The organism is Piscinibacter lacus, assembly GCF_016735685.1.
GTDB classification, from domain to species: Bacteria; Pseudomonadota; Gammaproteobacteria; order Burkholderiales; family Burkholderiaceae_C; genus Aquariibacter; species Aquariibacter lacus.
In genome coordinates this window covers 399,399-413,383 of the sequence record NZ_JAERRA010000002.1, presented here as the reverse complement: position 1 = coordinate 413,383, position 13,985 = coordinate 399,399, and the positions used below count along the sequence as shown (strand labels likewise).

Annotated in this window: 10 protein-coding genes and 1 tRNA gene; 7 read left to right on the top strand and 4 right to left on the bottom strand. The window is 71.9% G+C overall.

Annotated features, from left to right (window positions below; translation table 11 throughout):
* Positions 1–59 precede the first annotated feature (59 nt).
* The gene (locus tag JI742_RS12175; protein ID WP_201827245.1) at positions 60–3,227 is read right to left on the bottom strand and encodes an Rne/Rng family ribonuclease; all 3,168 of its coding nucleotides are present in this window, start codon (positions 3,225–3,227) and stop codon (positions 60–62) included.
* Positions 3,228–4,024: 797 nt separating this feature from the next.
* On the opposite strand from JI742_RS12175, the gene JI742_RS12170 reads away from it, so the two are divergent.
* From JI742_RS12170 to JI742_RS12155, 4 genes are read left to right on the top strand one after another with little or no spacing between them, the layout of a single operon-like run.
* Positions 4,025–4,999 (top strand): RluA family pseudouridine synthase, encoded by a 975-nt coding sequence (locus JI742_RS12170; protein WP_350309678.1) that lies wholly within the window; start codon positions 4,025–4,027, stop codon positions 4,997–4,999.
* On the top strand, positions 4,996–5,688 hold the full coding sequence (locus tag JI742_RS12165) for an HAD-IA family hydrolase (RefSeq protein WP_201827241.1): 693 nt from the start codon (positions 4,996–4,998) through the stop codon (positions 5,686–5,688). The genes JI742_RS12170 and JI742_RS12165 overlap by 4 nt, the downstream gene beginning before the upstream one ends.
* Positions 5,689–5,698: 10 nt before the next feature.
* A complete protein-coding gene (locus JI742_RS12160) occupies positions 5,699–6,118 on the top strand; it encodes a Rieske (2Fe-2S) protein (protein ID WP_350309677.1) in 420 nt (139 codons plus the stop codon).
* On the top strand, positions 6,108–7,070 hold the full coding sequence (locus JI742_RS12155) for a S49 family peptidase (RefSeq protein ID WP_201827237.1): 963 nt from the start codon (positions 6,108–6,110) through the stop codon (positions 7,068–7,070). The genes JI742_RS12160 and JI742_RS12155 overlap by 11 nt, the downstream gene beginning before the upstream one ends.
* A gap of 36 nt (positions 7,071–7,106) precedes the next feature.
* On the opposite strand, the gene JI742_RS12150 is transcribed toward JI742_RS12155, so the two are convergent.
* Complete coding sequence (locus JI742_RS12150; protein WP_201827235.1) at positions 7,107–8,069, bottom strand: LysR family transcriptional regulator; 963 nt, start codon at positions 8,067–8,069, stop codon at positions 7,107–7,109.
* A gap of 516 nt (positions 8,070–8,585) precedes the next feature.
* On the opposite strand from JI742_RS12150, the gene JI742_RS12145 reads away from it, so the two are divergent.
* From JI742_RS12145 to JI742_RS12135, 3 genes are read left to right on the top strand one after another with little or no spacing between them, the layout of a single operon-like run.
* Positions 8,586–9,713 (top strand): class 1 fructose-bisphosphatase, encoded by a 1,128-nt coding sequence (locus JI742_RS12145; RefSeq protein WP_201827233.1) that lies wholly within the window; start codon positions 8,586–8,588, stop codon positions 9,711–9,713.
* Positions 9,714–9,734: 21 nt separating this feature from the next.
* A complete protein-coding gene (locus JI742_RS12140) occupies positions 9,735–10,607 on the top strand; it encodes a phosphoribulokinase (protein ID WP_201827232.1) in 873 nt (290 codons plus the stop codon).
* Positions 10,608–10,622: 15 nt separating this feature from the next.
* Positions 10,623–11,423, top strand: coding sequence for an HAD-IA family hydrolase (locus tag JI742_RS12135; protein ID WP_236677021.1), 801 nt, complete (start codon positions 10,623–10,625; stop codon positions 11,421–11,423).
* Between the two features lie 134 nt (positions 11,424–11,557).
* On the opposite strand, the gene JI742_RS12130 is transcribed toward JI742_RS12135, so the two are convergent.
* Together JI742_RS12130 and JI742_RS12125 are read right to left on the bottom strand one after the other, a co-directional pair.
* Positions 11,558–11,634: transfer RNA gene (locus tag JI742_RS12130), tRNA-Val, on the bottom strand.
* Positions 11,635–11,673: 39 nt separating this feature from the next.
* Entirely contained in the window at positions 11,674–13,983 is a 2,310-nt protein-coding gene (locus JI742_RS12125; protein ID WP_201827230.1) for a RelA/SpoT family protein, read from the bottom strand.
* Positions 13,984–13,985: the final 2 nt, after the last annotated feature.

Sequence of the window (13,985 nt, the reverse complement as noted above, 5' to 3'; positions counted from 1 at the left end):
GGCCCCGCAAGCGGGGCCTTGGAGCGAGCGGGCCGCCGCGGGGCGGCGGCGGCAGCGGATCAGCTTTCGAAGGGCAGCTTGAGCTCGCCGAGGTCCTTGCGGGTCTCGACCAGGACCAGCGGACCTTCGTCCAGCAGGACCGGCGGCTTGGGCTCGCGCGGCACATGCACCGGCGCCGGGGTGGCGGCGATGGCGGCTTGCACCTCGGCGATCTTGGCCGCGTCGGACTGCACCCATTCCAGGCCAGCCCCGCGGGCCACGCCTTCGAGTTGCTCGATGGGCAGCGTGTAGCGGGGCAGGGCGGGGGCCGCCGGGGCGGGTGCGGCCTGGGCGACCGGCGCAGCCACTGCGGCGGGCGCTTCGGCGACGGCCTCGACCGGGGCAGCGGCGGGCGCAGCAGCCGCCTGGACCGGTACCGGCTCGGCCAGGGGCGCGGGCTCGGGCGCTTCGATCGGCGCGGGGACCGGCTCCGCAGCCGGGATGCGCGCTTCTTTAGCGGCCGGCGACGCAGCCGGCTCGGCCGAGGCGCTGCCGCGATCGTCCCACCAGGCGCCGGCAGCGGGGGCCGGCGAGGCGGCTTGCGCCGGTGCCGCGGTGTCGGCGGTTTCGGCAGCTTCCGCGCGATCGACGGCGCCGTCGCTGCCGGCTTCGGCCGGACGATCACCTTCGGGGCGGCCTTCACCGTCGCGGCGGCGGCCACGGCCCCCGCGGCGCGGGCGGCGGGCTTCGCCGGATTCGCTGCCCTCGGCCTCGCCACCCGCTTGCGGGCCGGCATCGTCTTGCGCGGCTTCGGCCGGCTGGCCGTCCAGCGCGGCTTCGGCGCCTTCGGTGATCGGGCTGTCCTCGCTGCCTTCCGGACGTTCGCTGCGTTCGCCACGGCCGCGGCCGCCGCGACGGCGACGGCGGCCGTTGCGCTCGCTGGCCTCGGCCTGGGCGGCGGCGTCGGCGCCTTCGGCGGCGGGTCCGACGGCGCTCAGCATGTCCAGCGCGACGGGGCTGCCGTCCTGCAGGGCCTCGACCGGGGCGGCGGTTTCGCTGCGGCGCTCGCCGCGTTCGGCACGCTCACTGCGCTCGGCACGCTCACCGCGCTCGCCACGTTCGCCCCGTTCCGGGCGCTCACCACGCGGCGGGCGGCGGTCTTCGCCCGAGCGGGCCTCGGGCGCGGCTTGCGCGCTGCCCTCGGCTTCGCTGCGCGGGCCGCGCGGGCGGCCGCCGCGGGCTTCGCCGCGTTCGGCCCGGTCCGGGCGCTCGCCGCGTTCGGGACGCTCGCCGCGCTCCGGACGATCGCCCCGTTCACCCCGTTCGCTACGTTCACCACGCTCACCCGCGCGCTCGCCATTGCGACCCTCGCGACCGCCGCGGCGGTCGCCGTTGCGGCCCTCGCGGCCTTCGCGACCGTCAGCCGGCTTGGCGGGGGCCGGGCTGCCGACCGGGGCCGGCGCGGCAGCCGGGGCGGCGTCCGGCGTGGCCGCCGGGGCGCCGAAGAGGCGCTTGAGCCAGCCGAAGAAGCCGCCGCCCGAAGCGGCTGCCACCACGGCCGGAGCCGCCGCAGCCGCCACGATCGGCGCGGGCGCCGGGGCGGGGGCAACAAACGCCACCGGGGCCGGCGCGGGCGCCGCGACCGGCGCCGGCTGGTCGGGCAGCACGCCCTTGAGCACCGGCTCCTGCTTGGCCTTGGTCTTCTCGCGCCGGCTGATCGAGACTTCGTCCTCCGGCTCCTCGATCATGGTGTAGCTGGCCTGCAAGTTCTCCAGGCGCGGATCGTCGTGGCGCAGGCGTTCGAGCTTGTAGTTCGGCGTCTCCAGGTGCTTGTTGGGCACCAGCAGCACGGTGGTGCGCTGCTTCAGCTCGATCTTGGTGATCTCGGTGCGCTTCTCGTTGAGCAGGAAGCTGGTCACCTCAACCGGCACCTGCACATGGACGGCGGCGGTGCCTTCCTTCAGGGCCTCTTCCTGGATGATGCGCAGGATCTGGAGCGCCGAGGATTCGGTGTCGCGGATGTGGCCGGTGCCGTTGCAGCGCGGGCAGGTGATGTGGCTGCCTTCGCTCAGCGCGGGGCGCAGGCGCTGGCGGCTCATCTCCAGCAGGCCGAACTTGCTGATGGGGCTGAACTGCACGCGGGCGCGGTCGTTGCGCAGCGCATCGCGCAGGCGGGTCTCGACCTCGCGGCGGTTCTTGGACTCCTCCATGTCGATGAAGTCCACGACGATCAGGCCGCCCAGGTCGCGCAGGCGGGCCTGGCGGGCGATCTCGTCGGCGGCTTCGAGGTTGGTCCGCGTCGCGGTTTCCTCGATGTCGGTGCCCCGGGTCGAGCGGGCCGAGTTCACGTCGACCGAGACCAGGGCCTCGGTGTGGTCGATGACGATGGCGCCGCCGCTGGGCAGGTTGACGGTGCGGCTGAAGGCCGTCTCGATCTGGTGCTCGATCTGGAAGCGGCTGAACAGCGGCGCGTCATCGCGGTAGCGCTTGACGCGATGCGCGGTGTCCGGCATCACGTGCAGCATGAACTGCTTGGCCTGCTCGTAGATGTCGTCGGTGTCGATCAGGATCTCGCCGATGTCCGCGGTGAAGTAGTCGCGGATCGCGCGGATGACGAGCGAGCTTTCCTGGTAGATCAGGAAGGCGCCCTTGCCGCCGGTGGCATCGTCGATCGCCGTCCAGAGCTTGAGCAGGTAGTTCAGGTCCCACTGCAGCTCGTCGGCCGTGCGGCCGATGCCGGCGGTGCGGGCGATCAGGCTCATGCCCTTGGGGTAATCGAGCTGTTCGAGGTTCTCCTTGAGCTCCTCGCGCTGCTCGCCCTCGATGCGCCGGCTGACGCCGCCGCCGCGCGGGTTGTTGGGCATCAGCACCAGGTAGCGGCCGGCCAGGCTGACGAAGGTGGTCAGCGCGGCGCCCTTGTTGCCGCGCTCTTCCTTCTCGACCTGGACGACGAGGGACTGGCCCTCCTTGATCACGTCCTGGATGCGGGCGTTCTTGGCCTCGACGCCTTCCTTGAAATAGCTGCGCGCGATTTCCTTGAAGGGCAGGAAGCCGTGGCGGTCCTCGCCGTAGTCGACGAAGCAGGCTTCCAGCGAAGGCTCGACGCGGGTGACGACGGCCTTGTAGATGTTGCCCTTGCGCTGTTCGCGCCCTTCGATCTCGGTTTCGAAGTCGAGCAGCTTCTGCCCGTCGACGATGGCCAGGCGCCGCTCTTCCGGCTGCGTGGCATTGATCAGCATGCGTTTCATCTGACATCTCCCGACCGCCCTCGGGGGGCGGCCGACTCGGCCCCGGCCGCTGCCGAAGCAGGCGGAACGGGGTGGGCGGCCTGCCGGTCCTGTCCGCGGAATGCGGACAGGGGCAGGCCCGTCGATGCACGAAACGACGTCAGACGCCGGAAGGAATCGCCCTGGACGAGCCGGCGGGCCGCAAGGCCCGACCGGATCGCGTTGGCACGAGCGTCGCCCCGGGGCGGTGGGATCAGGATGCGCGGCCGGGCACGCGGTGCGGCTCGGCGGCGTCGGGTCGGCCCGCATCCCGGCGCGACGCAATGCCGGCGCCCCGCGCCGCACGGGGCGGGGCAGGGCGGCGGGCAGGCGCGAGGAGGGGGTGGGTCGACTTCATCCGGATGGATCCGGTTCGGGGGCGGGACGCGGGCGGCAGCCGCATGCAACCGGCCGGGTGGGCCGGGGCGGCGCGGCTGCCGCCGGGAAACCTTGTTTCGGAGGGTCTGGGCATCGGTTCTGCCGCTGCGGCACCGGATCCACCGTTCGCTTTGGGAGACGGTCTGACCGGGCCGACGCAGCGTTGCATCACCTCAAAGTGGCGCCACCAGCGGTGGCGCGGTGTCCGGGGCGCGGCGCGAGCGCCGGTAAACTCAGGCGAATCAAACACTTACGGCGCGCTTGTGGACCGACGGATTATAGGTGGCCGCAGCGCCCGTTCGAAGCCGCTGAATACGGTGTCGCGCGGGGCGTCCTCCGCCCCGCCCGCGCCCCGGGCGCAGGCCCCGGCCGCCCCGCGCACCGCCGCGCCGGAGCCTGCGGTGCAGTGGGTCGAGGTGGGCGAGGCGGGCGACGGCCAGCGGCTCGACAACTTCCTCATCCGTACCCTCAAGGGCGTGCCCAAGACCCATGTCTACCGCATCATCCGCAGCGGCGAGGTGCGGGTGAACAAGGGCCGCGCCTCGGCCGACACCCGGCTGGCCCGCGGCGACAGCGTGCGGCTGCCGCCGGTGCGGGTGGCCCAGCGCGGCGAGGCGGCCGGCGAGGCCCCGGCCCCGCCGCGCGAGTTCCCGGTCGTGCATGAGGACGAGGCCCTGCTGGTGATCGACAAGCCGGCCGGCGTGGCCGTGCACGGCGGCAGCGGCGTGAGCTTCGGCGTGATCGAGCAATTGCGCCGCGCCCGGCCCGGCGCCGCGATGCTGGAACTGGTGCACCGGCTCGACAAGGAGACCTCCGGCCTGCTCATCGTCGCCAAGAAGCGCCAGGCCCTGGCCCTGCTGCAAGAGCAGCTTCGCCAGCGCGAGACCGGCAAGACCTACGCCGCCCTGGTGCAGGGCGACTGGCCGGCGCGGCTGAAGGTGATCGACGTGCCGCTGCACAAATACCTGGACGGCGAGGGCGAGCGCCGCGTGCGCGCCACCACGCCGGAGGATCCCGGGGGCAAGCGCTCGATCACCCTGGTGCGGGTGATGCAACGCTTTGCCGGCTACACCCTGCTCGACGTGACCCTCAAGACCGGCCGCACCCACCAGATCCGCGTGCACCTGGCCAGCGCCGGCCACCCCATCGTCGGCGACGACAAGTACGGCGATTTCGCCCTCAACAAGGCCCTGGCGCGGGGCGAGCAGCCCGGCGTCGCCCTCCGTTTCGAACGCATGTTCCTCCACGCCCGACGCCTGAGCTTCACCCACCCGGTCCAAGGCGAGACCCTGAATCTGGAGGCCCCGCTGCCGCCCGCCTGCGCCGCCCTGCTCGCCGCGCTGCCGCCCGCCGCCGACCGGCCGGAGGCCGCATGAGCCCCGCCCCGCGCCGCTTCGAGCTGATCGTCTTCGACTGGGACGGCACGCTCTACGACTCCACCGCGCTGATCGTCCAGGCCCTGCGCGCGGCCTGCGCCGACGTCGGCCAGCCGGTGCCCAGCCCCGAGGCCGCCAGCCATGTGATCGGCCTGGGCCTGCACGAGGCCCTGCGCCAGGTCGCCCCCGGCCTGCCGGCCGCGCAGATTCCCGAACTGGTGGCCGCCTACCGGGTGCACTACCTGGCCCAGCAGCACGGCCTGAGCCTCTTCCCCGGCACGATCGACATGCTCGACGGCCTGCGCGCGCGTGGCCATCGCCTGGCGATTGCCACCGGCAAGTCGCGCCGCGGCCTGGACGAGGTGCTGGCCCTGCCGCCCGGCCAGGGCGCGCCGGCCGACCGCCGGCTCGGCCATTACTTCGAGGCCAGCCGCACCGCCGACGAGACCCAGAGCAAGCCGCATCCGCGCATGCTGCTGGAGCTGATCGAGCACTGCGGTGTGCGTGCCGAGCACACCTTGATGGTCGGCGACACCAGCCACGACCTGCAGCTCGCGGCCAATGCCGGCACCGCCGCCCTGGCCGTGGGCTATGGCGCCCATCCGCCGGAGCAACTGCGCGCCCTGTCGCCGCTGGCCGTGCTGCCCACGATGCAGGCCCTCAGCCAGTGGCTGCGCGAGCAGGCCTGAGGCTGTTCAAGTGAGCGTGCACTCTCGCGGCAAGCCTCTGTGTCGAAGCGACGAGCTGCCAGAGCGCGGCAAGGCCCAGCGTTTCGAGCTGCTTCTTGCCGACGGCCTGCCGCAAGCCGCCTTCGTGCTGCGGGTCGACGGCGTGCTGCGCGCCTACCTGAACCGCTGCGCGCACCAGCCGGCCGAGCTGGACTGGACCCCCGGCGCCTTCTGGGATGCCGAGGGCCGCGAACTCGTCTGTGCCCTGCACGGCGCCGCCTACGAGCCGCACAGCGGCCGCTGCCTGGGCGGGCCCTGCGGTCGCGGCCGCTTGCAGCCGGTGGACGTGATGGAAACCGGCGGTTGGGTCTACGGCCCGCCGCATGCCGCCCCGGCCCCTGACGACGACAATCCCGACACCCCTTCGAGACCCTCCGGCCATGCAAGCTGACGACGCCTCCTCCCCCTCCCCGACCCCGCCCGGGTCGGCGGCTTCGCCCTTCGACGAGATGGCCCGCGTCTGGCTGGCCGATCGCAAGCGCGAGCGCCGCTGGCGCACGATCTGGCGCCTGCTGTGGCTGCTGCTGGCCACGGCCGTCCTGCTCGGCACCCTGGCCGATGCCCGCCGCAGCGCCGCGCCCAGCGGCCCGCATACGGCCCTGGTCGAGGTACGCGGCGTGATCGATGCCGAGGGCGAGGCGACGGCCGACGGCATCAATGCGGCCCTGCGTAGCGCCTTCGAGGACCGGGGCGCCCGCGCGGTGGTCATGCGCATCAACTCGCCCGGCGGCAGCCCGGTGCAGGCGGGCCTGGTCTATGACGAGATCCAGCGCCTGCGCAAGCTGCACGACAAGAAGCTCTACGCCGTCTGCGAGGAGCTGTGTGCCTCGGCCGCTTACTACATCGCGGCGGCGGCCGACGAGGTCGTCGTCGACAAGGCCTCGCTGGTCGGCTCCATCGGCGTGTTGATGGACGGCTTCGGCTACACCGGCGTGATGGACAAGCTCGGCGTCGAGCGCCGCCTGCTGACGGCCGGGGCCAACAAGGGCTTCCTCGATCCCTTCACGCCGATGAGCGAGGCCCACCGCGCCTACGCGCTGGCCACGCTGGACCAGATCCACCAGCAGTTCATCGAGGCGGTCAAGGCCGGCCGGGGCGAGCGGCTGAAGATCACGCCCGACACCTTCAGCGGCCTGTTCTGGAACGGCCAGTCGGCCCTGGAACAGGGCTTGGTCGACCGCATCGGCAGCCTGGACCAGCTCGCCCGCGAGGTGATCGGCGCCGAGGAAATCATCGACTACACGCCCAAGGAAAACCTGGCCGAGCGCTTTGCGCGCCGCTTCGGCGCGGCGGCCGGTGGGGCGGTGGTCGAGGCGATGCGCGGCCTGCCGACGCTGCGCTGAGCCTTCGCGGGGCGGCGCCCCGCGGTGCCGCCGGCCTCAGCCGAGCTGCTGGGCCCGCTGGCGGGCGGCTTGCTCGGCGGCGAAATCGCCGAACTCGCGGGCGAGGTGCGCCTCGCCGTGTTCGAGGATGAAGTAGCGGAAGGCCTCGGCCAGCGGCGACATGGTCTTGGCCAGGGTGTGGACCACATGCCAGCGCCGCACCAGCGGCAGGCCCTCGATGTCCAGCACCGCGATGCGCTTGCTGCGCAGCTCCAGGCCGATGGTGTGCAGGGACAGGAAGCCCAGGCCCATGCCGGCCATCACGGCCTGCTTGATGGTCTCGTTGCTCGACATCTCCATCACCACCGAGGGGCTGATGCGGACGTCGTCGAAGAACTGCTCCATGGCCGCACGCGTGCCCGAGCCGGGCTCGCGCACGATGAAGCCCTGGTTGGCCAGGGCCACCGGCGGCAGGCGGCCGTGGGCCAGCAGGGCATGGTCCACCGGGCAGGCCACCACCAGCGGATGCACGGCGAAGGGCTCGGCGCGGGTGGCCAGCTCCTTGGGCGGGCGGCCCATCACGGCCAGATCGCATTCGTTGTCGTTGAGCGCGGCCACCAGGGTCTCGCGGTTGCCGACGAGCAGGCGGATGTCGATTTCGGGATGCTCGCTGCGGAAGCGTGCAAGCAGTTTCGGCAGGAAGTATTCGGCGGTGCTGACCATGCCGATCACCAGCCGGCCCGAGCGCAGGCCGCGGAAGCGCGCCACGGTGTCTTCGGCGTCCTTGAGCGTCGCGAGGATCTTGCGCGCATGGACCAGCAGGTATTCGCCGGTCACCGTCAGCGAGACGCTGCGGCCCGAGCGGTCGAAGAGCGGCAGGCCGACCTGACCTTCCAGCTCCTTGATCTGCATGGACACCGCGGGCGGGGTCAGGTGCAGCTCTTCAGCGGCCTTGGCGAAGCTGCCCAGCCGCGAAGCGGCCGCAAAGCAGCGCAGCTGGCGGAGGGTGACGTTGCGCATCGGTACAGGGCTCGGGCTCGGGGGGGCCGGCAGCTCGGCCGGCAGGAAGACGCCGATGGCGCTTCAGAAGGTGTACCGGTCAGTCGCTCTTAAGTGACCGTGCACTTCTTCTGACTGTACCTAAGCCTTCCGCGGACATATGGTTGCGTCATGCCGGAAGTGGAACGATCCGGCGCCAGTTTTTGTGCCTGTTCCGGCTTCGGCAATCGCCCGCGGTCGCCTTGCACTCCCCGGTGTCGGGAGGGAGCTGCAAGCCTCGGCAAGGACCATCCGGTCGTGCCGTGAGGAACTTGGTTGCGGGTCCCGTCGCTGGTCACCCACCACGACTTCATTGGATCCCTGCCAGCACGACCGTCGGGTCACCCCCGCCGGGCCGTGGTCCAGGCACGTTTTCTTCCGATCGGCCGGGCGTGGATGCAGGCGCATCCCGGCCCGGCGGTCCACCGCCCGGTGTCCCGCATCCGTTACGCTAGACGCCGTCGGGCCGCATCGGTGCCCGCGAGGAGGAGACCGCGCATGTACCTGGGCCGCACCACGCTGTCGAAGTTCCTGATCGAGGAACTGCGCGGTGGCAGTGGGGACTCGGACCTCGGCGCCCTGCTCGTCGACGTCGCTGCCGCCGTCAAGGCCATCGCAGCCATGGTGGGCAAGGGTGCGCTGGGTTCGCAGGGCCTGGCTGCGCCGGGGGCTGCCGTGGCCCCGATCGACCCGTCCGACCAGGCCCGCCAGACCCTGTTGCAGGCTTGCGAATGGGGCGGCCTCGTCGCCGGCATGGCCGCGCCGGCCCTGGAGGCGCCCTACACCCTGCCGCCGCAGTACCAGCGCGGCCCCTTCCTGCTGCTCTTCGAGGCGCTCGAGGATTCACGCGACCGGCTGGGCAATGCCGCAGTCGGCACCCTTTTCTCGGTGCTGCGCCATGCGGGTGGGGCCCCGCCCGAGCCGACCTCTTTCCAGCAGGCCGGCGTGCAGCAGCTTGCGGCCGGCTATGCCCTCTACGGTCCGGCGACCATGCTGGTGCTGACGGTGGGCCGCGGCACCCACGGCTTCACGCTGGACCGCGAGGTCGGCAATTTCATCCTGACCCATCCGGACCTGCGCATCCCGGCCGAAGGCGGCGAATGCGCGATCGACACCAGCCACGAACGCTTCTGGGAGCCGCCCCTGCGCCGCTACGTGCGCGAGTGCAAGGCCGGCCGCGCGGGCGAGCGCGGCCGCGACTTCTCGCTGCGCTGGATCGACAGCACCGTGGCCGCGGTGCACCGCGTGCTCACCGTCGGTGGCGTGTTCATGGTGCCGCGCATGCGGGCCGATCCCGATGCCCCGGTCGACGAGGCGCTTCCGCAGGACACCCTGCCCCTGCACCAGCTCTGCGGCGTGAACCCCGTGGCCCTGCTGATCGAGCAGGCGGGCGGGCTGGCATCCACCGGCCGCGGCCGGGTGCTTGAGGTCGAGCCCAAGGCCCTGCATGCCCGGGTGCCCGTGATCCTGGGCTCACGCGATGAGATCGAGCGCATCGAGCGCTACCACGCCGAGCATGACAGCGGGACCGACGAGGCCTACGTCAGCCCGCTCTTCAACCAGCGCTCGCTCTACCGTGCCGAGGTCCGGCGCGGTTCGTCCCGCGGCTTCGGCCGCCAGCCCTGATCCGATCCACCCATCCTCGAAATGTCTCGTCGCCATCCCATCATCGCGGTCACCGGCTCCTCCGGGGCGGGCACCACCACCGTGATGAACAGCTTCGCGCACATCTTCCGGCGCGAGGGCGTGCAGGCGCAAATCGTCGAAGGCGATGCCTTCCACCGCCACGACCGCGCCGCCATGCGCGAGGCGGTTCGCGCGTCCGAGGCCGAGGGCGAGCATTACCTCTCGCACTTCGGGCCGGATGCCAACTTGCTGCCCCGGCTCGCCGCCTGCTTTGCCGACTACGGCCGCAGCGGCCAGGGCGAGATCCGCAACTATGTGCACGACGAGGACGAGGCCGAGATCCACGGCGCGCCGCCCGGCACCTTCACGCCCTGGCGGCCGATCACGCCGGGCAGCGACCTGCTGTTCTACGAGGGCCTGCACGGCGGCTATGTCGGGCCGGATGCCGACATCGCCCAGCATGTGGACCTGCTGATCGGCGTCGTGCCCATCATCAACCTGGAGTGGATCCAGAAGCTGCATCGTGACGGCACCTTGCGTGGCTACTCGCGCGAGGCGATCACCGACACCATCCTGCGTCGCATGCCGGACTACGTGCATCACATCTGCCCGCAGTTCAGCCGCACGCATGTCAACTTCCAGCGCGTGCCCACGGTCGACACCTCCAATCCCTTCATCGCCGCGGACATTCCCAGCGCCGACGAGAGCATGGTGGTGATCCGCTTCGCCGACCCCAAGGGCATCGACTTCCCCTACCTGCTGTCCATGCTGCAGAACAGCTGGATGAGCCGGCCCAACAACATCGTCGTGCCCGGCGGCAAGATGGGCCTGGCGATGCAGCTCATCTTCACGCCCATGGTGCTGCGGCTGATGGACCTCAAGCGCCGCATCTAGGCGGGGCACCTTCCGATGCGCTTTCGCCCCATCCCGCGTCCGCCGCTGGCCGCGCTGATCTTCGATGTCGACGGCACCCTGGCGGAGACCGAGCGCGACGGTCACCGCGTCGCCTTCAACGAGGCCTTCGCCGTCTGCGGCCTCGATTGGCACTGGGACGATGCCACCTACGCCCACCTGCTCGGCGTGACTGGCGGCATGGAGCGCATGCTTGCCTGGTGGGCCAGCCTGCAGCCCCAGGCACCGCGGCCCGAGGCGATCGCGGCCATGCGCGAGGCCCTGCGCCCCGTGCACCAGGAGAAGACCCGGCGCTATGCCGACCGCGTCGCCCTGGGCCATGTGCGCCTGCGGCCGGGCATTGCGCGGCTGCTGCGTGAAGCCCACCGGGTCGGCATGCGCATCGCGATCGCCAGCACCACGGTGCCGGCCAATGTCGAGACCCTGCTGCGGCTGACCATCGGCCCCGAGGCGCCGGGCTGGATCGAGCAGCTCAGCGCCGGCGACATGGTGCCGCGCAAGAAGCCCGCGCCCGACATCTACCTGCATGCCCTGGAGCACCTGGGCCTGGAGGCCAACCAGGTGATGGCGCTGGAGGATTCGCACCTCGGCTTGTCCGCTGCGCGGGCGGCCGGCCTGCGCTGCATCGTCACCCGCGCGCTCTACACCGAGGGCGAGGATTTCTCCGGCGCCTGGGCCGAGCTGGACCAGCTCGGCGAGCCCGGCGACCCCGGCCGCGGCCACATCGACGGTCGGCCCTGGCAGGGCGTGGTCGATGTCGCGACCCTGCGCGAATGGGCCTTCCGGCCGGACTGGTGAGCTGCCCGGTCGCGGCGCAGGCCTGGCGACAAGGGATTTGCCCCACCTCGCGCCCGGATCCGTCCGAAGCAGCGCGCACCCCGCAAAGCAAAAAGCCCGGTTCCTTCCGGAACCGGGCTCTCGCCATGCAGTGTTGGTAGGCGCGATTGGACTCGAACCAACGACCCCCACCATGTCAAGGTGGTGCTCTAACCAGCTGAGCTACGCGCCTGCAAGCCAACAACTATAGCAGCATTCCAGGCGCCTGCCCTCAGGCCCGTCGCGCCACCGTCACGCCGGCGATCTGCCGCACCTGCAGCAGCGTGCCGTCGAGCCGCGCGGCATCGCCCACCTCGACGGTGAAAGTCATCGCCGCGACCCCCTTGTTGCTGTGGGTCGAGGCGCCGACGACATTCGTCTTCTCCTTCGCGAAGACCTCGGTGATGTCGCGCAGCAGGCCTGGCCGGTCATGCGCCTGAACGAAGACATCGACCGGGTAGACCGCAGCCTCATCGCCTGAGCCTGGCTTGCCCCAGGTCACGGGGATGACCCGCTCGGGCGCGCGCTGCTTCATCTGCCGGAAGTTGCTGCAGCCCTCGCGGTGCACGGCCACGCCCTTGCCGCGGGTCACGTAGCCGCCGATCCGGTCGGGTGGCGCCGGCTTGCAGCAGCGCGCCAGGGTGGTCAGCAGCGAGGCGATGCCGACGACCAGCACGCCGCCGCCCTCGACGGCCGCCTCGCTGGCGCCGCGCGCCAGGCGCTGGGCCAGCAGCGCGTCGGCGTCGGGCGCGGGTTCGGTGGGGCGCAGGGCCAGCTCGATCGGGCGCAGCGGAAACTCGTCCTTGCCGACGCCCTCGAACAGGGCCTGGGCATCGCGGAAGCCGAGCTGCGCGGCCAGCTCGTCGAGCTTGACGGTCGTGCGGCCCTCGCGCTGCAGCAGCTTCTCGACGGTGTCGCGGCCGCGGGCGATGGTCTGGGCCTGGGCGATGGCATTGAACCAGGCGCGCACCTTGGCCCGCGCGCGCGGGCTGGCCAGGTAGCCCAGCTCGGGATTCAGCCAGTCCAGCGAGGGGCCGCCGTCCTTGCTTGCGATGATCTCCACCGTCTGGCCGCTCTGCAGCGGCGTGACCAGCGGCACCATCACGCCGTCGACCTTGGCGCCGCGGCAGCGGTGGCCCAGCTCGGTGTGCAGGGTGTAGGCCAGGTCGATGGCGGTGGCGCCGGCCGGCAGCTCGACGATCTCGGCCTGCGGGGTGAAGACGAAGATGCGCTCGTCGAACCAGCGGTCCGGCACGGTGGCGGCCTCGGCGCCGCTGGCGTCCGGCGCGGGCGCGGCCAGCTCGCGTTCCCAGGCCAGCAACTGGTGCAGCACGGCCTTGCGGGCCTGGGCCAGCGGGGCCTGCAGGCTGTCGTCGGCCTGCACGCCGGCATAACCGCGGGTGCCCGCCTCCTTGTAGGCCCAGTGCGCAGCCAGGCCGCTCTCGGCTTGATCGTGCATTTCGCGGGTGCGGATCTGCACTTCGATCGGCCGCAGGCCGTCGGCCGGGTCCAGCACCACGGTGTGCAGCGAGCGGTAGCCGTTGGGCTTGGGCCGCGCGATGTAGTCGTCGAACTCCTCGGGCAGCGGCTGCCACAGCTCGTGCACGCGGCTCAGCGCGGCATAGCAGTCGCGCACGCTCGGCACGATCACCCGCAGCGCCTGCAAGTCGAAGATGCGGTCGATCGGCAGGCGCTTGCCCTGCATCTTTTTCCAGATGCTGTAGAGGTGCTTGGGCCGGCCCTGCACCTCGGCCTGCACGCCGCTGGCGGCCAGGGCCTCGGCCAGGCAGGCGCGGACGGTCTCGACGCCCGCCTCGCGCTCGCCGCGCTTGGCATCGAGCAGGCGGGCGATGTGCTGGTAGGCCTCGGGCTGCAGGAAGCGGAAAGCCAGGTCCTCCAGCTCCCACTTCAGTTGCCACAGGCCCAGGCGGTTGGCCAGCGGCGCGAAGACCTGGGCCGTCTCCTCGGCCAGGGCGCGCGGGCAGGGCTGCCTGCTGGCGGCGTAGTGGCGCAGGGTCTGAAGCCGCGAGGCCAGGCGCAGCAGCACCACCCGCAGATCGCGCGAGAAGGCCAGCAGCATCTTGCGCACGCGTTCGATCTGCGCCGCGCGGTGCGGCGCGCTGCTGCTTTCGCGGGCATCGGCCAGCGCGTCGCGCGCGCTGCGCTGCAACTGCACCAGCTTGCGGGTGTGGCTGACCAGGCCGGCATAGCCCGGCCCGAAGGTCTTGGCGACGACTTCCTCGGGCCGGGTCAGGTACTCGCCGGCATAGACCAGATAAGCCGCGGCGGCCACGCCGGGTGCGGCCCCCAGGCCGAGCAGCAGCCCGGCCACGCCGTCGGCATGGTCCAGCGCGGCTTCGCCGGTGTCGAAGACCTGGCCGCTCAGCAGGGGCGCGGCAAAGGCGCGGGCGCGGGCCAGCAGCTCGTCCGCCTGTTCGGCAGCCGGCGTGCCGGGCCCAGTGGCCCCTTGCACGTCGGCGAGTTGGACGATGGCTGCGCTGGCCCGGCCGGCGGCCGCGGGAGAAGGAAGGGGAGGCTGCATGC